Below are 21,033 nucleotides of genomic sequence, written 5' to 3'. Positions count from 1 at the left end.
CGTCCGTCCCTCCTAAGACTTGCAAAATTACTTTCCTAGAATCAAATCGATCAAGCGCGAGATTCCCAAATCAACGACGAAGAAGAATATTGCCAGAAGCACAACCGTAATGAGAACAACCAGCGTATACGTGGTCAATTCCTTGCGGTTCGGCCAACGGACTTTCTTTAGTTCGGACATTACGTCGCCAAAGAAATCACCGGTACGGCGAAAACTGGCTCCGATTCGTGCTAAAAAACCCACTTTGCCACCCCCTGACTTCGTCGCATCAACCATTACTTCGTCTCGCGATGAAGGGTTTGCTTCTTGTCACGGGAGCAATACTTTTTCAGCTCAACACGTTCAGTAGTGGTTCGCTTGTTTTTTGTGGAGATATAGTTACGCTCGCCACACTCGGTGCACGCCAACGTGATGTTTACTCGCATTTATTGCCACCTCCATCTCATTTCAAACCTGCTATTCGTTAAATGTACTCAATGACAAATAGTACGGGAAAACCGCTACTTTTTCCTGACCATTTCATTCATCAAAGTAACCATAGAACAGAGAGATAAGAGTCTATGGCTACCTAAATAAATTTATCATACCGAAATACCCATGTCAAACAAAATGACTTGACAAAAAGAAGGGCTTTTGCTTCCATATTCACCCGAAGTCTCGTTATGTACAAAGCTTTTTGGCCCCAATGACGCGAAAAAACAAAAAGAGATTCCCTGTTTTACAGATGAATCTCTCTGCCTTCCAGATAGCGTTCCAGCTTGCGCTTGACGCGTTGCAACGCATTATCGATAGATTTGACATGGCGCTTTAGCTCAACGGCAATTTGCTGATAGGATCGTCCATCCAAATAGAGCATCAGCACCTGCCGCTCCAAATCACTTAAAATTTCACTCATTTTCCCTTCGATGTCATCAAACTCTTCGCGATTGATGAACAGCTCTTCGGGATCGGTTACTTTAGTTCCAGAAATCACATCAAGCAGCGTACGGTCAGAATCCTCGTCGTAAATAGGCTTGTCCAGCGAAACGTACGAATTGAGCGGAATGTGCTTCTGCCTGGTCGCCGTTTTGATCGCCGTGATGATTTGACGGGTAATGCAAAGCTCGGCAAATGCCTTGAACGACGTGAGCTTGTCGCCTCTGAAGTCGCGAATGGACTTGTACAGACCAATCATGCCTTCTTGTACAATGTCTTCGCGGTCAGCCCCAATAAGAAAATAGGATCTCGCTTTGGCACGCACAAAGTTCTTGTATTTGTTGATCAAATACTCCAGAGCTTCGGCATCATTATCGCGAACCAGGTCGACTACTTCTTCGTCGGTCATTAGTTCATATTGGGCATGTTTTAACTCCTTGAGGTCAACGCTCACAAATGATCCCTCCGCCAACCGGTTTCTCCATAGATGACGCTATTATACATGATGCCATAAAAAAGCGTCAACCGAATCCAAGTTATTCCCTTCTCCATTTTTCGAATATTTTCGCTATTTCGTCATTCAGCACAACCCGTTTGGAGAAGCGTTCTTCATGCGTTTTTTGAACCTGTTGCTTGATTTCCTTGCCTGCGTTTTCCATGTCCAGCAATAACTCCCTCGCGGATTTGCGCAAGGCTCCCTGTCCAAAAATAACACGTTGGGATGTGTAGTCAGAAGTCGCTACATAAATTTGTCGATTTTTTTGGTTAAATTCGGAGACAAGCTGTTCAATTTTCTCGTCAGCCGTCTCCTTTTTCTTCGTGAAATAAATTTCAACCAGAAAGTCTTCCATCTGCCGACCGATACCCGGGACGTTGTACGCGTCGAACACGATAATCACTTTTGTCCCGGTATAGCTTTGGTACTCTGCCATTTGGGAGATTAACAGATCGCGCGCCTCAGCCATCCGTTCCTGATCCTTCAAAACGCGCAGCTCTGGCCAGGCACCGATGATATTGTAGCCGTCTACGATCAACAGCTGCTTGGCTTTTCTTTTTGCCATTTTACTTCACCCGCGTCGGAAGTGGACTCCTGGAGCGATATACTTCATACATCAACAAAGCAGCAGCTACAGAAGCGTTCAGAGAGGTCACATTTCCCGCCATCGGAAGGCTGTAAAGGAAATCACAGTTTTCCCGTACGAGGCGACTCATCCCTTTTCCTTCGCTGCCGATGACGATTGCGAGCGGCATCGTGTAATCGCCCTGGCGGAAGTCCTGCTTGGCACTCGCGTCTGTTCCTGCAATCCAGACTCCCCGTTCTTTCAATTCCTCCATCGTGCGCACGAGATTGGTGACGCGCGCAACCGGCACGTAATTGATTGCTCCAGCAGAAGCTTTTGCCACTGTTGCGGTCAGGCTGACCGATCTGCGCTTCGGAATGACTACTCCATGCGCTCCCACAGCATCCGCCGTACGCATGATCGAGCCGAGGTTATGCGGGTCCTCCAGCTCGTCCAGCAGCAAAATAAACGGCTGCTCGCCTTTTTCCTCTGCCCGTTTCAAAATATCGTCCACTTCCACATAATCATAAGCAGCTACCGATGCCACAACTCCCTGATGGTTGTCCGTCGATACGAGCTGATCCAACTTTTTGCGGTTGGCTGTCGTCACGATGACCCCGTTCTCTTTTGCCAAAGCAAAAACGGGTGCCATCAGATTTTTGTTGGTCCCTTCCGCAACCCAGATTTTATTGATAGTGCGCCCGGACCGCAGCGCTTCAATGACGGGGTTTTTCCCCAAAATCCACTCTTCACTCATGCCTTACTCTCCTTCCACAATAGCAAACGCCTGTTGCACAATTTCTGCGATCCGCTCTTCTTTTCCGCACAAATACAAGTAGCCAATCAGCGCTTCAAAGGCCGTGGCATGCCGGTAGTCGATAATGTCGGCATTTTTGGCGGTAGAACCAGACTTCGCATTCCGTCCCCGCTTCACCACATTCAACTCATCCTCCGGCAATGTCGGCATCAGCGTAAGTAGCACATTGGCCTGTGCCTTGGCTGACACGTAACGATTGGCCGCCTTGTGGAGCTGGTTAGGTTTAACCAGCCCCTTGGCGATTAGATGGTACCGCACGCAATGCGCATAGGTAGCATCGCCCAGAAAGGCGAGCACGAGTGGATTTGTCAGGTTGGGATCTCGGGTCAATTCTTCTTTTTGCATCTTGTTTCTTCGGCCCCTTATTTTCGGCGCCAGCGAACACCTTGTGGCGTGTCCTCAAGCACGATTCCTTTTGCCGCGAGCAAATCGCGAATTTCGTCAGAACGAGCAAAGTTTTTCGCTTTGCGCGCCTCTGTGCGCTCTGCGATCAATGCGTCAATCTCGCTGTCCAACAGCTCTTGCTCTTCTGCAACGATCAGCCCAAGAACCTCTGTCAACTCCACGATCAGCTCCATGTAAGCGCGCACCTCGGCCGCCCCTACATTTTGATGGCGCAAGTACAGGTTCGCTTCCTTCACCACGTCGAAAACGACAGTGATCGCGTTCGCTGTATTGATGTCGTCGTCCATTTCGGCAATGAACCGATCCCGCAATTCCGAAATGATACGCGCCTGCTCCCCGGATTGTCCGTTCGGCTCTTCTTCCCTTGCCGTATCCAGACGGTGGGAAAGGTTTGTATACGCTGTTTTGATGCGATCAAGGCCGTTCGCCGCTTGTTCAAGCAATTCGTAGCTGAAATTGATCGGGTTGCGGTAGTGCCCCTGGAGCATGAAAAAGCGGATCAGCTGGCCTCCGAACTTCCCTACCAGATCGCGGGCAAGCAAAAAATTGCCGAGGGATTTGGACATTTTTTCGTTGTCGATGTTGAGCATCCCGTTGTGCAGCCAGTAGCGGGCAAACACTTTTCCGGTAAAGCATTCGGATTGGGCAATCTCATTTTCATGGTGCGGGAACACAAGATCGGTTCCACCAGCGTGGATGTCAATTTCCTCGCCCAAGAACTTCAGCGCCATAGCCGAGCATTCGATGTGCCAGCCTGGTCTGCCGTCGCCCCACGGGCTGCTCCACGTAACTTCTCCTGGCTTGGCAGCTTTCCAGAGCACGAAGTCGAGCGGATGTTCCTTTTTCTCGTTGATCTCGACGCGAGCGCCTGCCTGCAAATCGTCCAGCGGCTGGTGAGAAAGTTTTCCGTATTCCTGAAAACGTCCGGTGCGGAAGTACACGTCTCCCTCACTCTCGTACGCATAGCCTTTTTCGATCAGCCCTTCGACAAACGAAATGATTTCCGGGATCGTTTGCATCACGCGCGGCTGAATGTCAGGCGGCAGAACATTCAATGTGCCGAGGTCTTGGTTGTATCCATCTGTGTAACGGTCAGCCACTTCCTTGACGGTCGTTCCTTCCTCGTTCGCCACCCGAATCAGCTTGTCGTCCACATCCGTGATATTTTGTACAAAAGTCACTTCATAACCGCGATACTTCAAATAACGGCGAAGCGTGTCGAAAACAATAGCCGGACGAGCATTTCCGATGTGAATGTAATTGTACACGGTCGGGCCGCACACGTACATTTTCACCTTGCCCGGCTCCAAAGGAACGAACGGTTCCTTTCGGCGTGTCATTGTGTTAGTCAGCTGAATGCCCATGGTTCTTTTTATCCTCCCTCAAAAGATCCAATTCTTTGCGCAAATGATCAATTTCCTTTTGCATGAGACGAATCGTGTCTGCAACCGGGTCAGGCATGTTGACGTGGTCCAGATCGTGTTTGACGCGTTTGCCATCCTGAATGACGATGCGCGCCTTGATTCCTACTACGGTCGAATTGGGCGGCACTTCCTGCAAAACGACTGCGCCAGCCCCTATCTTTGAATTATCGCCAATTTTGAAAGACCCCAAAACTTTTGCACCCGTCGCGATAATCACATCGTTGCCGATGGTGGGATGGCGCTTGCCTTTTTCCTTGCCGGTTCCTCCGAGCGTGACACCTTGGTAGATCGTAACATTGTCGCCGATTTCGCATGTTTCCCCGATGACCACGCCCATACCGTGATCGATAAACAATCCGCGGCCAATGCGTGCGCCTGGGTGAATTTCGATCCCTGTGAAAAAGCGAGCGACCTGCGAAACAATCCGCGCGAGTGTACACCACTCGGCCTTCCAGAGCTTGTGAGCAATCCGGTGCCCCCAAATGGCGTGCAAACCTGAATAGGTCATGACAACTTCCAATGCACTGCGTGCTGCCGGGTCTCTTTCAAATACAGCCTGAATGTCATCTTTCATCTGTGCGAACATAGTTGGGTGGCACCTCCTGCCTGGATTTTCTGCTAGATCTAAGGTCGGAAAAATAAAAAACGCCCCTACCCCTTCATCAACACGAAGGGACAGAGACGGGTTATACCGCGGTTCCACTCTGCTTAGATCGCTGTGGCCTCTGGCTAAAAACGGCCAGACAAACGATCTCGCTCTACATCCCGATAACGGCGGGAACCGATGTCACCTACTGGTGTCGTCCGAAGAGTCCGACATGTTCAGCTCACTGCTCACAGGCGCATTTCCGAACAGGGCACGCTGGATGGTTCTCACCCCACCATCCTCTCTGTAAACGTGTAACCTGACGTACTTCTCCTGATCGTCGCATTCGTTTTATATCATGTGCCTTGTTACAGGCTATTTTCCGTTTTCAATCACACGCTGCGCGCGCGCCAATACTTTGTCACGTCCGAGCAGGAATAAAGTCTCAGCCAAATCGCGGCCATGCGCCTGACCTGTTGTGCCAACGCGTACAGGCATGAACAGCGCCTTTCCTTTGTGGCCTGTTTCCTTTTGCACTTCCTTCAACGCCGCTTTGATGACATCCACATTATATGCATCTTGGGCTGACAGGTGTTTCACAAAAGAAGCGAGGACTTCCGGAAGCTGCGGTTCTTTCAGCACCATTGTCGCTTCTTCATCGTACACCACTTCGTCCAGGAAGAAAAGAGCAGCCAGCGGAACGATTTGTGCACAGTAGGACATTTGCTCCTGGTACAGGGCGACAATGCTGCGTACCCATTCCCGTTTGGCGTCAGACAGCGTCTCTTCGATGAAGCCCGCTTTTTGCAGGTGCGGCACGCACATATCTGTAATCAGATCGAGCGGTTGACGCTTCAGGTAGTAGTTGTTCATCCAGTTCATCTTGGTTGCGTCGAATACAGCCGGCGACTTGCTCACGCGCTCCATGGAGAACAGCTTGACCAAATCATCGATGAGGAAAATTTCCTCTTCGCCGCCTGGCGACCAGCCCAACAGGACGAGGAAGTTCACAATCGCCTCCGGCAAGAAGCCGAGATCGCGATATTGCTCGATGAACTGCAAAATGCTCTCATCACGCTTGGACATCTTCTTGCCGTCCTGATTGAGAATCAGCGCCAAGTGAGCAAAGTCAGGAGCTTCCCAACCGAAAGCTTCGTAGATCATCAGTTGTCGAGGCGTGTTGGACAAATGCTCTTCGCCGCGAATGACGTGGCTGATTTTCATCAGGTAGTCGTCGATTACGACAGCGAAGTTATAGGTAGGGATTCCGTCAGGACGACAGATGACGAAGTCTCCCATTTCGTTCGAGTTGAATATCACCTGTCCGCGGATCAGGTCGTTTACTACGTATTCGCGGTTGTCCGGCACAAGGAAATGAATGGACGGCACGCGGCCTTCCGCTTCATACTGCGCGCGCTGTTCTTCCGTCACATGGCGATGCTTCTCCAAAATCCGCGGAGTCTCCCCGCGCGCCAGTTGCTCTTCGCGCTCTGCATCCAGCTCTTCCTTCGTCGCGTAACAGTAGTAAGCCTTGCCTTCCGCAAGCAGTTGATCGATATATTGGCGGTAAATATCCAATCTCTCGGTTTGGCGGTACGGGCCATAAGGGCCGCCCACATCCGTGCCTTCTTCCCATTCGACTCCGAGCCACTTCAAGTTTTTCATTTGCTCTTCATCGGCATTTTCTTTATTGCGCGTTTGGTCTGTATCCTCGATCCGGACAATAAACGAACCGCCGTGATGTTTGGCAAACAGATAGTTAAAAAGCGCTGTGCGCGCACCGCCGATGTGCAAATGCCCCGTAGGACTCGGCGCATAACGCGTGCGGATTTCTTTCGCCATTGATAGCACCATCCTTGTGAATGTAAAAGGCTATGATCTTTCATGAATACGTTTCTAAGGCTTTATGTTACACCTTGCCCCTTTACTTGACAAGCAAGCATACAGCCTGGGCCGCGATTCCTTCTCCTCTGCCTGTAAAACCGAGCTTTTCCGATGTTGTCGCCTTCACGTTAACCTGGGAAGCATCTTCTGCCTCCAGTACACGAGCGATGACTTCGCACATTTGCGGTATGTAAGGTGCCATTTTGGGAGCTTGCGCGATGATAGTCGCATCGACGTTGCCCAGGCGATAGCCGCGCTCTTTTGCCAGCTTCCACACATGCTCAAGCAACACGACACTGTCCGCTCCTTTGAACGCAGGATCTGTATCAGGGAAATGGCGGCCGATATCGCCTTCGCCAATCGCACCGAGAATCGCGTCACTGATCGCGTGAAGCAGCACATCGGCGTCAGAATGGCCGAGCAGCCCCTTTTCGTACGGAATGGTGATGCCGCCGATAATGCACGGACGGCCTTCTACCAGTTGATGCACGTCAAATCCTTGTCCAATACGCATGAATTACTCTCCCCTTCGCTTTCGCATAATCTCTTCACCCAGCCACAAGTCATCCGGCGTAGTGATCTTGATATTCTCATAGCTTCCCTGCATGACTGAAACCGGATGGCCGAGCCATTCGACCAGCATGGCATCATCCGTACCGAGCTTGCCCGCCTTTTTCGCCGCCTCATGCGCTTCTTGCAGCAAAGACATACGAAAAGCTTGTGGGGTTTGAACCGCCCACAAGCTTTCCCGTGCCGGGGTATCTTCCACAAAGCCTGATGCCCCCACCACTTTTATCGTATCTTTGACAGGTACAGCCATGATCGTAGCCTGATCGCGCTGCACCTGTCTGATCATGTCACTGATCTGCTGCTTGGTAACGAATGGCCGTGCCGCATCGTGAACAAGCACGTAGGTACAGGAGGTTTCCAAGGCAGCCAAACCGTTTCTGACGCTGTCCTGCCGCTCATTGCCGCCCAAGGCGACCGTTACTGGCAAGTTTTCGGCCTTGAGCAAGGCCAGCACGTCAGCGTAGTCCGGCTCGCTCACTACCAGTACGATCTGGTCGATGTCCTGATGCGAGGCGAAAAGGCGAACTGTGTGAGCCAAAATCGGTTCTCCGGCAAGCGGCAACCATAGTTTGTTCCGTTGGCCGCCCATTCTTTTCCCCGAACCGGCAGCAACGATCACGACACCCGTACTCACTTTTTCATTCTCTCCCGTCTTGTGCTTCTCGTCTCTTCTTACAGTGCTCTTTCCAAGAGCTTCGGCTTCGCGAAAATCATTCGTCCCGCAGACGTTTGCAGTACACTGGTGACCAGTACATCCACGTCGTTGCCAATGTATTCGCGTCCGCCTTCCACGACGATCATCGTGCCGTCATCGAGATACGCGACGCCCTGACCGTGCTCTTTTCCATCCTTGATGACCTGCACGTTCATTTCTTCCCCTGGCAAGACGACAGGCTTCACGGCATTCGCCAAATCGTTGATGTTCAATACAGCCACGCCTTGCAATTCGCATACTTTGTTCAGGTTGAAATCGTTGGTGACGACTTTCCCGTTCATGACCTTCGCCAGCTTGATCAGCTTGCTGTCCACTTCGGATACTTCTTCAAAGTCGCCTTCCCAGATTTGAACCTTGACCTTCATTTCCTTCTGAATCTTGTTGAGAATATCCAAGCCTCGACGGCCGCGATTTCGTTTCAGTACATCAGAAGAATCGGCAATGTGTTGCAGTTCCTCCAGGACAAAGCCCGGAATGACCAGTACGCCCTCCAAAAAGCCCGTACGGCAAATATCTGCAATGCGTCCGTCAATAATGACGCTCGTGTCCAAAATTTTGTGCTCGACATTTGTTGCTGTTGCAGTCTGTTCCTTTTTCTTATCCTTGCGTCCAATCGAGAAAACCGACATAATCTCGTCCCGCTTGCGAAATCCTACCTGAAAGCCCAGATAGCCAAGCAACCCGGAAACAACCAGCGGCAACAGATCACCTATTACCGGAAACGGAATTTTACTGATGGGCAGGAATAATAAAAAGGCAACAATAAGACCACTAATCAACCCCATCGCTCCGAACATCACGTCAACAATCGGCATTTTGACGAGAGTCTCTTCTCCCCAGCGAACTACTTTCAAGACGTAGTCCAAAAGCCAATTAGCTAAAAAGAAGAACAGAATGGCACCAAGTACCGCCCCAATATATTGCGCTCCACCAACTACTCCAAAATTCAAAAGCGGGTTAAGCAGCGAAAACAGTTCGGCACCGTATTGGTAGCCCAAGCCACCGCCAACCAAGACAAAAAAGATTTTTCCTATGCGGCGTACCATGCCTTCACCTCCTTTTATTAATATAGACAGAAGCCTTTGAGTAAAACCCTGTAACTTTCCAAATAGCGAAATTGCTTCATTGTCGCTTTCCCTCACTATAGCAAAAATGATTTTACCATGTCAAATAGCCAAAAATTTTAACATAGTTGTCATTTTCCCGTCAACCTCAAACACCTGTTTCCTTCTCGGGCAAATTGACAGCGACCAGACTCCCTTCTTATAATGGCAGTAACACAATGAGCGAAAATTGTGACGATACGATCAGCCTAAAGCAGAGGTGAATTGATATGGACAAACGAAATGTAGACGACTTTCAAACGCAAGTATCAGAGCTTTTGATCCGACATCGAAGCGTACTGGACGTCATGTCCAAAGTTCAGGAGACGGCATCTCGCATCAATCGCTCCCTGACCAAAGCCATCACCGAATGCGGTTGTGTTGAAGTGGTAGCCAAAAAGCAAAGTTACGATTCCAGCAAAAACCTGGAGGAGAACAAGTCCCACCTGGACACTCACTTTAACGGCCCACTATGCGAGCATTGTCGCGATGTAGTCACAGCAGAGCTTGGCAAAAATCTTTTTTACCTGACCGCCTTGTGCAACATCACAGACATCAAACTGGAAGACGTCCTGCAAAAAGAGGCAAACCGGCTGAATACCCTGGGCGTGTTCAATCTTTCTTAACCCCACACTCGTATTACGAATGAACCCTACGAAAAGTTGCATACAAAAACGAAAAACCCGCACATCGAAGTGCGGGTTTTTTCATTGCCTGGCTTATTCAAATGGCACAGATTCTTCTTCTTTGTTTTTCCGCTTGCGTAATTTTTTGACGAGAAAGTCAACGTTTTTTTTTATTCCGTACAGGGCGTAAAAGGCAAGCGGCAAGAAGACGATCTTCGGAAACTGTTGCGGATACTTGATCGCAACAACGACGACGATGGCGATAATAATGGGCGTAATCCAGTAAGCGGATTTTGGAATCCCGACCTTTTTGAAGTTGGGATACTTGACCTTCGATACCATGAGGAAGGCGAGGAGCAGCATGCTCACTGCAAGCAGTACCGGGTTGAAAACCTGGTGATAAAGCGCAAGAGTCGCCAGCACACCGCCGGCAGCTGTGATTGGCAATCCGATGAAATATCCCGGAACCCCGGCCTGGACGTTGAATCTCGCCAGACGGAGCGCCCCACAGATCGGGAAGATGGCCGTAATGAGAATCCCCAGCAGATCGAAGTGCTGAAGGACAACAACATACATGATGAAAGCCGGAGCTATCCCAAACGTAATGACGTCAGAAAGCGAATCGAGTTCCTTTCCAAACTCACTTTGCGCATTCAACATACGAGCGACGCGTCCATCCAACCCGTCGGCCAGCATGCCGATGATCACCGTGATCGCCGCATAATCGACGTAATGATCTCCTCGAAACGCAAGAATAATTGCCAAGACTCCCAGAAACAAGTTGCTTACGGTTAGCATGTTCGGCAACGATTTCACGAACATAGACTACCTCCTGATTTCTTTTGCAGAGGAGACAGTGTATCCTGTCAAGCTGACTTTCGCTTTCAAGTCCCCTGGGCAAATGTTGAATAACAAATAATGCCTTTATCCTATTCTACTTTAAATGTGCCTGTCAATGAACACTTGTTCCTGAATCCGTTTCAGACCCTCTTTGATCGCCCTGGCCCGCACCTCTCCAATCCCCTCTACTTCGTCTAATTCCTGAATCGTTGCCATCATAATTCTGGGCAAATAATGGAAATGTGCGACGAGGTTTGTGATGATAGAAATTGGCAATCTGGGGATTTTGTACAAAATTCTGTAGCCCCTGGGCGACACCGACTCCTCCAGCATGCTGGCGCTTGCCGAAAATCCGAGAACGCGCAGGAAAGACCCCAACTCCAGCACTTCCTCCGAGCTTAGCTTTTTCATTTCGCCCAGTACAAGCTCAGGAGCGTAAGACGAATCTTTGGCGTAATCGCGAATAAGCATGTGCGCTTCTTCGCCAATATTCGACACAAGCTCCTCCAATTGCATGCTGACAAGTCTGCCTTCGACACCAAGTTCACATATGTACTTGGAAACTTCCGTCTTGATCCGAAGCACCATCTCGATCCGCTGCAGCACAGAAGCAACTTCATGCAGGGTGACCAGTTCCTCAAATTCCAGAGCGCCCAGGTTGGTCATCGTCTGATCCAGCACGGCCTTGTATTTTTCCAGGGTGGACACAGCCTGATTGGCTTTGGCTAAAATGACGCTGATTTCATTCAGCACATAGCGGAAATTCCCTTGATACAACGTGATAACATTGCGTCGTTGCGATATGGCGATGACCAGGTAGTTGGTGTGGATGGCCGTTCGTTGCGCCGTCCGATGTCGCGTCCCTGTCTCGCTGGTATGGATGGATGCCGGCGGGAACAGTTGCGTATTGGCGTACAAAATTCGCTTGGCGTCTTCACTTACTATAATCGCCCCATCCATCTTCGCCAATTCATACAAATGGGCAGGAGAAAAATCGCAATTGATGGAAAAACCGCCATCGACGATTTGCTTCATTTCCGGTCCGTAACCGACGACGATCAGGCCGCCGGTTTTTGCGCGCAAAACATTTTCCAGCCCTTCACGAAGCTGCGTTCCGGGTGCGACCAAACGAAGCACATCGCCGAACAGCGGAGTTCTTTTGGTGTTCTCCTGCATATCCCGCCCTTACCTCCTTATCACCTCGTTCAAAGCATCTGCGATATTGCTGACCCCGATCACCTGAATATCGTCAGGAGCATCCAGGCCGCGAATATTTTTCTCCGGGATGATTACGCGTTTGAAGCCGAGCTTATGCGCTTCCCGCACGCGCTGTTCGATGCGCGATACGCCACGCACCTCTCCCGTCAGACCGATCTCCCCGATCACCACATCATGCGGATTCGTGGCGTGGTCGCGGAAGCTGCTGGCAATGCTGACCGCGATCGCCAAGTCGACAGCCGGCTCATCCAAACGAACGCCCCCTGCGACATTGACATACGCGTCCTGATTTTGCAGCATCATCCCCATGCGCTTTTCCAAAACAGCCATGATCATCGCCACACGCTGATGGTCGACGCCTGTAGCCATTCTGCGCGGCGTAACGAAGCTGGTTGGGGCTACGAGTGCCTGAAGCTCGACCAGGACGGGACGAGTGCCCTCCATGCTCGCTACGACGGTGGAGCCTGCCACGCCAAAAGGACGTTCGGCCAGAAAAATTTCCGAAGGGTTTGCCACCTCTTCCAGACCGCGATCTTTCATCTCGAAAATGCCGATCTCGTTTGTCGAACCGAATCGATTTTTGACAGCACGCAGGATTCGGAACGTATTGTGGCGCTCGCCTTCAAAATAAAGGACCGCGTCCACCATATGCTCAAGCATGCGCGGACCTGCAATCGAACCTTCTTTGGTCACGTGGCCGACAATAAAGGTCCCGATCCCTTTGCCTTTGGCGATGCGCATCAGTTGAGCGGTAGCCTCACGCACCTGTGCGACACTTCCGGCTGCGGATTGAACCGTGGGATGGAAGACTGTCTGGATCGAGTCAATGATCAATACGTGAGGGTCTACTTGATTAATATGCTGCTCGATCAAATCCAAATCATTTTCTGCCAACACAAACATCGGGGGTGTTTGCATATGCAGGCGATCAGCGCGAAGCTTGATTTGTTTTGCCGACTCCTCGCCTGATACGTACAGCACTTTGGCCCCTTTATGAGCCAAGGCAAAAGAGGTCTGCAACAGCAATGTAGATTTCCCGATACCCGGATCGCCGCCGACCAGTATAAGGGAGCCTGGTACCAGCCCGCCGCCGAGAACACGGTTCAACTCTCCGATCGTCGTGTCCATGCGCGGTTCTTCTGCACTGGCGACCTGCGTCAAAGGAATAGCCGCCTGACGCGTACCGCCGCTGATTCCTTCATGACGAGGGGCTGCTTTCACTGTCACTTCCTCGACCAACGTGTTCCAGCTGCCGCAGCCAGGGCATTTTCCCATCCACTTAGGCGATTCATAGCCACATTCTTGACACGCGTATTTCGTTTTATACTTTGACATAATCGCACCCTCACTTGGAATTTCTTTTCTACTTTTATCATAGTTACGCATTGAAAAAAAGAATACCTCCCAGAACAGGAGGCATTCTCTGCTATTTTGTGCTTACGATTTGGTTTTTTCCAGTCGCTTGACAACCAGCTTGCCATCTTCGGCTTCGATGTTGACCGTATCGCCTTTGCTGATGTTGCCTTTGAGCAGTTCTTCCGACAAATTGTCTTCGATATGGCGCTGGATGGCGCGACGCAACGGACGCGCACCGTATGCCGGGTCGAAGCCCTCTTTTGCCAGCAGCTTTTTGGCTTCCTCGGTCAGTTGGAAGTCGATGCTCTGCTCTTTCAAACGCTTGCGCAGCTCGTCGGTCATCAAGGACACGATTTGCTCGATGTGCTCCTGCTCCAGAGAGTGGAACACGATCACTTCATCAATACGGTTCAGAAATTCAGGGCGGAAGCTCTTTTTCAGCTCATCCATGACTTTGTCTTTCATATCCTGATATTTCTTCTCGGTGTCGTTGGTAGTGAAACCGAGTGTCGTATTTTTCTTGATCATGCTGGCACCTACGTTGGAGGTCATGATCACGACGGTGTTGCGGAAGTCTACTGTGCGTCCTTTGGAATCAGTCAATCGGCCGTCGTCCAGCACCTGGAGCAAAATGTTGAATACATCCGGGTGCGCTTTTTCGATCTCATCCAGCAGGATGACCGAGTAAGGCTTGCGGCGCACTTTTTCCGTCAGCTGACCGCCCTCGTCAAAGCCTACATACCCTGGAGGAGCCCCTACGAGACGTGCTGTAGAGTGTTTTTCCATGTACTCGGACATGTCGACGCGGATCATGGCGTCTTCATCTCCAAACAGTGTCTCAGCTACAGCGCGAGCGAGTTCGGTTTTCCCTACACCTGTAGGGCCGAGGAAAATAAACGAACCGATTGGACGTTTCGGGTCCTTCAAGCCAGCGCGGGCACGGCGGATCGCTCGGGAAATCGATTTGACCGCTTCGTCCTGGCCGATAACACGGTCGTGCAAAATATCTTCCATTTTCAACAGGCGCTCTGTTTCTTCTTCCTTCAGCTTCAGCACCGGAATACCAGTCCAGCTGGCTACCACAGTGGCGATGTCCTCAGGAGTTACTTCCATGTTCAACTGGCCTTGACGCTCTTTCCAGTCTTTTTTCGTTTTGTCGAGTTCCTCGCGCAGCTTCTGCTCCTGATCACGGAGTGCAGCAGCCTCTTCAAACTCCTGCGATTGCACGGCAGCGTCTTTTTCCTTGCGCACTTCTTCCAGACGCCCTTCCAGCTCCTTGAGGTTAGGCGGGACGGTGAACGATTGCAAGCGCACTTTGGAAGCCGCCTCATCGACGAGGTCGATGGCTTTGTCAGGGAGGAAACGATCGGTAATATAACGGTCAGACAGCTTCACTGCCTGCTCGATAGCTTCGTCGGTAATTTTCACACGGTGGTGGGCTTCGTAACGGTCGCGCAAGCCGTGCAAGATGCGAATCGCGTCCTCGGCAGTCGGCTCATCCACCTGAATCGGTTGGAAGCGACGCTCCAGCGCAGCGTCTTTTTCGATGTACTTGCGGTATTCGTCCAGGGTGGTTGCCCCTACGCACTGGAGTTCACCACGAGCCAGCGCCGGCTTGAGAATATTGGAAGCGTCGATTGCGCCTTCCGCCCCGCCAGCCCCGATCAGCGTGTGCAGCTCATCGATAAACAGGATGATGTTTCCTGCCTGGCGAATTTCGTCCATGATTTTTTTCAGGCGGTCTTCAAACTCACCGCGATATTTGGTTCCCGCCACTACTGTTCCCATATCCAGCGTCATGACGCGCTTGTCGCGGAGAGTTTCGGGAATCTCGTTGTTCACGATTTTTTGAGCCAGACCTTCTGCAATGGCCGTTTTCCCCACACCAGGCTCCCCGATCAAGACAGGGTTGTTCTTGGTGCGTCTGCTAAGTACCTGAATCACACGCTCGATTTCTTTTTGGCGGCCAATGACAGGATCAAGCCCGCCATCGCGTGCAATCGCAGTCAAGTCCCGTGCCAGACCGTCCAGAGTAGGCGTATTCGCTGCCGGATTGCCGCCGGAAGGCTGATGCGACGCCATCATTTCGGAGCTTCCCAGCAATTGCAGCACCTGCTGGCGCGCCTTGTTCAGACTGACTCCCAAGTTGTTCATGATTCTCGCAGCGATGCCTTCGCCTTCGCGGATCAGGCCGAGCAAAATGTGCTCTGTTCCTACGTAAGTATGGCCGAGCTTGCGCGCTTCATCCATGGACAGTTCAATTACTTTTTTCGCACGAGGTGTATAGTTTGGGGTGTAATTACTACCGGACTGCTCTGTTCCCCGTCCGATCAACGACTCCACTTCGCTCTGGATTTTATCGAGACCAAGCCCGAGCGATTGCAATGCCTTGGCAGCAATACCCTCGCCTTCCCGAATCAGTCCCAGCAGTACATGCTCAGTCCCAATATCCTTGTGGCCGAGACGCACCGCCTCTTCCAGGGCAAGCGCCAGTACCTTTTGTGCTCGTTCTGTAAAACGTCCAAACATCATATCGTACACCTCCGTGTAACCATGTTTTTTCTCTATAGGTTAACTGCTGTGATGCCTTATGTCTGAGAAACAATCAAGCTGAGCCCGTCGTACTGAGCCTCTCCCGAATCAGCCGAGCCCTTCTCTCGTCCCGCTGGTCTGGCGTCAACTTTTGCCCTGCATGCTGCTGCAAGAAGCCAGGCTGGGTTGTTACCAACAGCTCGTTCATCACCAGTGGCGATACTCCCGAGATAATGCCCAGGTCAATGCCAAGGCGCACATCGGAGAGGCGCTGAGCTGCTTCCTTGGACTCCACAGTGCGTGCATACATCAAGATGCCGTAGGAACGGAAGATGCGGTCTTCCAAAGATATGCGTGTATGCTCCAGCAAATAAGTACGGGCAACGCGTTCTTGCTCGATAATTTGTCTGGCTACGCCATACAGGTTGGAGAGAATATCGCTTTCCGACATCCCGAGCGTGACTTGGTTGGACAACTGAAACAGGTTTCCTAGTGCTTCGCTGCCTTCCCCGTAAATTCCTCTAACAACGAGGCCAACCTGATTGATGGCCTGCAAAATTCTGCTGATTTGCTGCGTCATCACCAGTGCTGGCAGATGCAGCATGACGGAAGCCCGGATGCCTGTGCCGACGTTGGTCGGACAGCTTGTAAGGTAGCCTCTCGTCTCATCGAACGCGAAGTTTAAATTTTTCTCGAAAACATCATCTATTTTTGTTCCTATTTCCCATGCTTCGTTCAGGCGAAACCCCGGCAGCAGCACCTGGATTCGAATATGATCCTCTTCGTTTACCATGATGCTGACCGACTCGTCAGGACTCAACAGCACAGCACCTTTTCGCGATTCCTCCGCCAAGTGAGGGCTAATCAGATGCTTCTCCACCAGCACCCGCTTTTCCAACGGGTTGATCTGGTCCATGTTGAGGACTTGAAGCTGCTGGAGCTTGCGCATGGCCTCCGATTCGCTCACTTCCGTCACCTTTCTGACGACTTCTTCCCCTTGCGAGTCTGTCGCCAGTAACGGAAAAGGGTGCTGGCGCAGGTTTCGGGCGATGCGCAGCCGTGTGCTGATGACGATATCGGAATCAGGACCTTCTCCTTTCATCCAATTGCTCCACGGGTTTTGCATAAACTGCTGTTGTGACATGACCAGCTTACCTCCCCTTGTTACGATTGAGCGATTTTTTGTTCCAGCGCACGTATCCGGTCACGCATCTCTGCCGCTTTTTCAAACTCTTCACTGGCGACATGGTTTTGCAACGCACGCTTTAGTTGTTCCAGCTCTTTGCGGATTTTCAACTGTCCGCCTGTGCGCTCCGGAACCTTGCCGCTATGCTGCGTATTGCCATGGATACGGCGGAACAACGGATCGAGTCGATCGCCCAGGAAGGTGTAGCAATCACTGCAACCGAAGCGGCCGCTTTTGCTGAACTGGGCATACGTGAGTCCGCAAGTTTCGCAACGGAGCGGCTTACTGGTGGCAGGCTCGCGTCCGTTTTTTTGCATGGGGTCAAATTTTAACAGTCCTGAAAGGAGATTGTTGATGCTGAAATTGTGAAATCCGGTAAAGACGTCCCCTTTTTCGGAAGCGCATTGCTCACAAATATGGTATTCGGTTTTCTCGCCGTTGACGATTTTCGTCAAGTGCAGTGTCGCCGGTCGTTTTCCGCATTCCTCACAGTTCATTACATCCTACCCCCTAACACATACATGCTTCGCTTACTTCAACAAGATAGCCGCAATCATCTGCTTTAAAATATTTGCCCGCAAACGATCTCGCAATTCAGCATCCAGAGTCAAAACATTTCGTGAGGTTGCGATTTTCATCAAGGTCGCTTCCCTGACATTGACCAGTCCTTCTTCGAACAGCCTTTCCACAATCGCGTTCCCCACACTCTGCGAAATGCTTTCTCCAATCAGTTCCTCGGTCAGCAATTCCTGCAATCGCGCCTTGCTCACAATCTGTACCTTGCGAATGCGGATGTAACCCCCGCCTCCACGCTTGCTTTCTACAATGTACCCTTTTTGTACAGTAAATCGCGTGTTGATGACGTAATTGATTTGCGACGGTACACATTGAAATAAGTCGGCAAGCTCACTACGCTGGATCTCGACCGAGCCATTAGGACTTTGTGTCAAAATGCCTTTCAAGTGCTGTTCAATGATGTCCGAGATGTTACGCAAGTCATCGCCTCCTATTCCATATGTGTCATCTACTGACTTTGACTATCTTTGACTTTAATTATAATGGGTTTATGGCGCCCTTGCAAGTGATCCATACACTTTCTAGTGTGGGCAAAATCCGGTCGCTTGAAACCATGCAAAACAGTCAGGTGGCGAGCCTTTTGTCGGGCATAAGCGACAAGCGTTGCACTCTTTTTACGAAAAATGTCGGGTTGCTAAGTATGAAAAAAACCACTCCCTAAAGGAATGGTTTATGTCAGGCTCTATGATTTGGTGTCGATCGCTGGCAAATGATCCAGCAATTGCGGGAAATCTGTAATGATCATATCGGCTCCATCCAGCTCTCCCGGTTTGGCAAAACCAAAGTCGCAACCGACTGTAAACAAGCCGTTTGCTGTCCCGGCCTCGATATCCGAGTGACGATCCCCCACCATGTACGCGTGCGCGATGTCATAGTCAGAGAGGAGCTTTGCCACCAGATCATTTTTCGAGCGCGTACGGAACCTTCCTGCGGAGTACAAATCCGTCAACAGCGGTTTTAGTCCATACTCTTGGCATATGGCCTCGATGTACTCCTCTTGTCCGTTGCTCGCGACAAACAGAGGAATCCCCTGGGCGTGAAGCTGTTCCAGAGTTGACCTCACTCCTGGGTATAAATCGGTCACTTTTTCCTTCAGCAAGGCAATTTCATTTTCCAGCAAAAAAGTATCTGCGGCGTGGACTGCTTCTTCACTTGCTCCTGGCAACAGCTTTTGCCAAACTTGCTCGATGGTCATTCCCAGTACATTGACCAGGTCTTCCTCGCTCGGCGTCTCGCCTTGCCACAAGCCTGTTTCTCTCAATCGTTCAAACGTCCGCACAAAGGCGGGCGTCGACAACTTTTCCGTTTGCAGCAATGTGCCATCCATGTCGAAGAAAATAGCAAACGGTATACTCATAGGCAACCTCCTGTCAGTGCTTCCGAGAACATTAGTCTGTTTCAGCCTGCACCATGCTCATGTCGTCCAAAATAAATTCGGCGATGCGCTGAGCGGCATCCGGCTTTGATATTTTTTGTCCCATGCGTCGCATATAGTCAACTTTTGATGGACTGTGCAACAATTCATCGATAAAGTAAATGAGCTGCTCCGACAAATTGGCATGTACAGCACAGCCGTTGTTCAACAGGAAGTGGCTGTTCCGTTCTTCCTGTCCAGGCAACGGGTTGTAAATAATCATCGGCACCCGTTTGCTCATGACCTCGGCTGAGGTCAGTCCGCCAGATTTGGTCACGATTAAATCGGCAACCTCCAGATACTCGTGAAAATTGTTGATAAATTTAAGCGGGACTACCTCGTGACGATAGCTTCTGTTCGTCACTTTTTTGTACAGCTTCTCGTTGGTTCCGGTCAACACAAACGTTTTCAGCGGAAGGTTGATCGCTTCCAGCCCATCGAGGACCTTTTCCATCGAACCAAGGCCAAGACCTCCACCAGAGAGAATAATGCATTTTTGCTCTGGTACAAGTCCAAGCTTTTGCCTGATCTCATTGGCGTCGAGTGGAGTGCGGAATTTATGCATAATAGGAATCCCCATGGGAATGAACTTCTGGTGATCTTGTCGGTAAATATCAACCAGATAGTACAGCTGTTCATGCCCAATGAAGTAGTAATTGATATGATGATTAATCCATGACGGGTGGATCGTATAGTCCGTAATGATTGTATAGATCGGCTCGGTCCAGTCATTTCTGCCCTTCAGTACGGACAGCATACAGCTGGCAAAAGGGTGCGTCGCAATAAACGCGTCCGGCTGAACACTGTTAATCAGTTTCTTCAACTTGTTTGCCAATAACTTATTCATCAGGACGTTCATATCAAAAAAGCGGCTTTTTTCGGTATTATGGTAAATTCTCCCCCACATTTTGGGTGAAAGTCTCAACAAGTTCATGTAACTTTCCAGCAAGATCTTGTGAAATGTGGGACTGATATATTCCAGCGTATCGATGATCATAGATGTACAACCATTCTCAGCCAGGCTTTCCTGCATTGCTCTCGCTGCCTGATTGTGACCGTTACCGATGGAAGCGGAAAAGATTAGAATTTTTTTCATGCCTATTCTCCTTCATAACCTTGCCTCGCCTACTCCAACGCCTGGATCAGGTACCTTCTCATGTTAGTCTACCCCCAGACCGATCTGCAAGAGGGAACTTGTCGGTCGATCGACCTAACTTGTCGACAAAAAATTCACTCGTTACCAATAGGCACTAAAGCTGTCGTATCCTTAAATACAAAAACCTCCTTACCCATTGTTGGGCAAAGAGGTTCGTTTCATTCCCTGAAAACTGAATACGCATGATTGCTAAGCATGTGTGGATAAGTCCTCGACCGATTAGTATTCGTCAGCTCCACGCGTTACCGCGCTTCCACACCGAACCTATCAACCTCATCGTCTATGAGGGGTCTTACCAGCTTGCGCTGTGGGAAGTCTCATCTTGGAGGGGGCTTCACGCTTAGATGCTTTCAGCGCTTATCCCGTCCGCACATAGCTACCCAGCTGTGCCACTGGCGTGACAACTGGTGCACCAGCGGTGCGTCCATCCCGGTCCTCTCGTACTAAGGACAGCTCTCCTCAAACTTCCTACGCCCGCGACAGATAGGGACCGAACTGTCTCACGACGTTCTGAACCCAGCTCGCGTACCGCTTTAATGGGCGAACAGCCCAACCCTTGGGACCTACTTCAGCCCCAGGATGCGATGAGCCGACATCGAGGTGCCAAACCTCCCCGTCGATGTGGACTCTTGGGGGAGATAAGCCTGTT

At 50.6% G+C, this 21,033-nt stretch carries 22 protein-coding genes, 1 rRNA gene and 1 other annotated feature (1 of these 24 cut by a window edge); of the genes, 1 reads left to right on the top strand and 22 read right to left on the bottom strand.

Annotated features, from left to right (window positions below; all coding sequences use genetic code 11):
• Positions 1–27: 27 nt before the first annotated feature.
• From secE to HP435_RS01345, 12 genes are all read right to left on the bottom strand, one after another.
• The gene (gene secE, locus HP435_RS01400; protein WP_063231123.1) at positions 28–276 is read right to left on the bottom strand and encodes a preprotein translocase subunit SecE; all 249 of its coding nucleotides are present in this window, start codon (positions 274–276) and stop codon (positions 28–30) included.
• Complete coding sequence (rpmG, locus tag HP435_RS01395; RefSeq protein ID WP_003392018.1) at positions 276–425, bottom strand: 50S ribosomal protein L33; 150 nt, start codon at positions 423–425, stop codon at positions 276–278. Before rpmG ends, secE begins: the two co-directional genes overlap by 1 nt.
• 293 nt (positions 426–718) lie before the next feature.
• The gene (gene sigH, locus HP435_RS01390; RefSeq protein WP_005828894.1) at positions 719–1,369 is read right to left on the bottom strand and encodes an RNA polymerase sporulation sigma factor SigH; all 651 of its coding nucleotides are present in this window, start codon (positions 1,367–1,369) and stop codon (positions 719–721) included.
• A gap of 82 nt (positions 1,370–1,451) precedes the next feature.
• Positions 1,452–1,976, bottom strand: a complete 525-nt coding sequence (locus tag HP435_RS01385; protein ID WP_122966810.1) for an NYN domain-containing protein — start codon at positions 1,974–1,976, stop codon at positions 1,452–1,454.
• 1 nt (position 1,977) lies between these two features.
• Positions 1,978–2,733 (bottom strand): 23S rRNA (guanosine(2251)-2'-O)-methyltransferase RlmB, encoded by a 756-nt coding sequence (rlmB, locus tag HP435_RS01380; protein ID WP_063231125.1) that lies wholly within the window; start codon positions 2,731–2,733, stop codon positions 1,978–1,980.
• Positions 2,734–2,736: 3 nt separating this feature from the next.
• Positions 2,737–3,138 carry a Mini-ribonuclease 3 gene (locus HP435_RS01375; RefSeq protein ID WP_063231126.1) on the bottom strand — a complete coding sequence of 134 codons (402 nt, stop codon included), beginning with the start codon at positions 3,136–3,138 and terminating at the stop codon, positions 2,737–2,739.
• Positions 3,139–3,155: 17 nt separating this feature from the next.
• Positions 3,156–4,562, bottom strand: a complete 1,407-nt coding sequence (gene cysS, locus HP435_RS01370; protein WP_173599890.1) for a cysteine--tRNA ligase — start codon at positions 4,560–4,562, stop codon at positions 3,156–3,158.
• Entirely contained in the window at positions 4,543–5,208 is a 666-nt protein-coding gene (cysE, locus tag HP435_RS01365) for a serine O-acetyltransferase (protein WP_063231128.1), read from the bottom strand. Before cysE ends, cysS begins: the two co-directional genes overlap by 20 nt.
• A gap of 88 nt (positions 5,209–5,296) precedes the next feature.
• Positions 5,297–5,558, bottom strand: a binding site (T-box leader).
• Between the two features lie 25 nt (positions 5,559–5,583).
• Positions 5,584–7,050 (bottom strand): glutamate--tRNA ligase, encoded by a 1,467-nt coding sequence (gene gltX, locus HP435_RS01360; protein WP_122966812.1) that lies wholly within the window; start codon positions 7,048–7,050, stop codon positions 5,584–5,586.
• Positions 7,051–7,132: 82 nt separating this feature from the next.
• The gene (ispF, locus tag HP435_RS01355; RefSeq protein WP_063231130.1) at positions 7,133–7,606 is read right to left on the bottom strand and encodes a 2-C-methyl-D-erythritol 2,4-cyclodiphosphate synthase; all 474 of its coding nucleotides are present in this window, start codon (positions 7,604–7,606) and stop codon (positions 7,133–7,135) included.
• A 3-nt stretch (positions 7,607–7,609) separates the two neighbouring features.
• Positions 7,610–8,296, bottom strand: coding sequence for a 2-C-methyl-D-erythritol 4-phosphate cytidylyltransferase (ispD, locus tag HP435_RS01350; RefSeq protein WP_173599889.1), 687 nt, complete (start codon positions 8,294–8,296; stop codon positions 7,610–7,612).
• A gap of 38 nt (positions 8,297–8,334) precedes the next feature.
• A complete protein-coding gene (locus HP435_RS01345) occupies positions 8,335–9,423 on the bottom strand; it encodes a PIN/TRAM domain-containing protein (protein ID WP_173599888.1) in 1,089 nt (362 codons plus the stop codon).
• Between the two features lie 287 nt (positions 9,424–9,710).
• Here HP435_RS01345 and HP435_RS01340 point away from each other — a divergent pair, with 287 nt between their 5' ends.
• On the top strand, positions 9,711–10,106 hold the full coding sequence (locus HP435_RS01340) for a nucleoside triphosphate pyrophosphohydrolase family protein (RefSeq protein WP_063231133.1): 396 nt from the start codon (positions 9,711–9,713) through the stop codon (positions 10,104–10,106).
• Positions 10,107–10,199: 93 nt separating this feature from the next.
• On the opposite strand, the gene pssA is transcribed toward HP435_RS01340, so the two are convergent.
• From pssA to HP435_RS01290, 10 genes are all read right to left on the bottom strand, one after another.
• Positions 10,200–10,928, bottom strand: a complete 729-nt coding sequence (gene pssA, locus HP435_RS01335) for a CDP-diacylglycerol--serine O-phosphatidyltransferase (RefSeq protein ID WP_063231134.1) — start codon at positions 10,926–10,928, stop codon at positions 10,200–10,202.
• A gap of 117 nt (positions 10,929–11,045) precedes the next feature.
• On the bottom strand, positions 11,046–12,122 hold the full coding sequence (gene disA, locus HP435_RS01330) for a DNA integrity scanning diadenylate cyclase DisA (protein ID WP_122966815.1): 1,077 nt from the start codon (positions 12,120–12,122) through the stop codon (positions 11,046–11,048).
• Positions 12,123–12,131: 9 nt separating this feature from the next.
• A complete protein-coding gene (gene radA / locus HP435_RS01325; protein WP_063231136.1) occupies positions 12,132–13,499 on the bottom strand; it encodes a DNA repair protein RadA in 1,368 nt (455 codons plus the stop codon).
• 102 nt (positions 13,500–13,601) lie between these two features.
• On the bottom strand, positions 13,602–16,052 hold the full coding sequence (locus HP435_RS01320; protein ID WP_122966816.1) for an ATP-dependent Clp protease ATP-binding subunit: 2,451 nt from the start codon (positions 16,050–16,052) through the stop codon (positions 13,602–13,604).
• Positions 16,053–16,125: 73 nt separating this feature from the next.
• The gene (locus tag HP435_RS01315; RefSeq protein ID WP_122966817.1) at positions 16,126–17,196 is read right to left on the bottom strand and encodes a protein-arginine kinase McsB; all 1,071 of its coding nucleotides are present in this window, start codon (positions 17,194–17,196) and stop codon (positions 16,126–16,128) included.
• Between the two features lie 20 nt (positions 17,197–17,216).
• Entirely contained in the window at positions 17,217–17,735 is a 519-nt protein-coding gene (locus HP435_RS01310; protein WP_063231139.1) for a protein-arginine kinase activator protein McsA, read from the bottom strand.
• Between the two features lie 33 nt (positions 17,736–17,768).
• Entirely contained in the window at positions 17,769–18,233 is a 465-nt protein-coding gene (locus tag HP435_RS01305) for a CtsR family transcriptional regulator (protein ID WP_063231140.1), read from the bottom strand.
• A gap of 263 nt (positions 18,234–18,496) precedes the next feature.
• Entirely contained in the window at positions 18,497–19,171 is a 675-nt protein-coding gene (locus HP435_RS01300) for an HAD-IA family hydrolase (protein ID WP_173598084.1), read from the bottom strand.
• A 31-nt stretch (positions 19,172–19,202) separates the two neighbouring features.
• A complete protein-coding gene (locus HP435_RS01295; RefSeq protein ID WP_063231142.1) occupies positions 19,203–20,324 on the bottom strand; it encodes an MGDG synthase family glycosyltransferase in 1,122 nt (373 codons plus the stop codon).
• 259 nt (positions 20,325–20,583) lie between these two features.
• Positions 20,584–21,033: ribosomal RNA gene (locus HP435_RS01290) — 23S ribosomal RNA — on the bottom strand; it runs 2,478 nt beyond the window's last position.

It is taken from the genome of Brevibacillus sp. HD3.3A (assembly GCF_013284375.2).
In the GTDB taxonomy this organism is placed as follows: domain Bacteria; phylum Bacillota; class Bacilli; order Brevibacillales; family Brevibacillaceae; genus Brevibacillus; species Brevibacillus parabrevis.
Note: the sequence above shows the minus strand (reverse complement) of the source record. Positions and strands in the feature narration are given on the sequence as shown.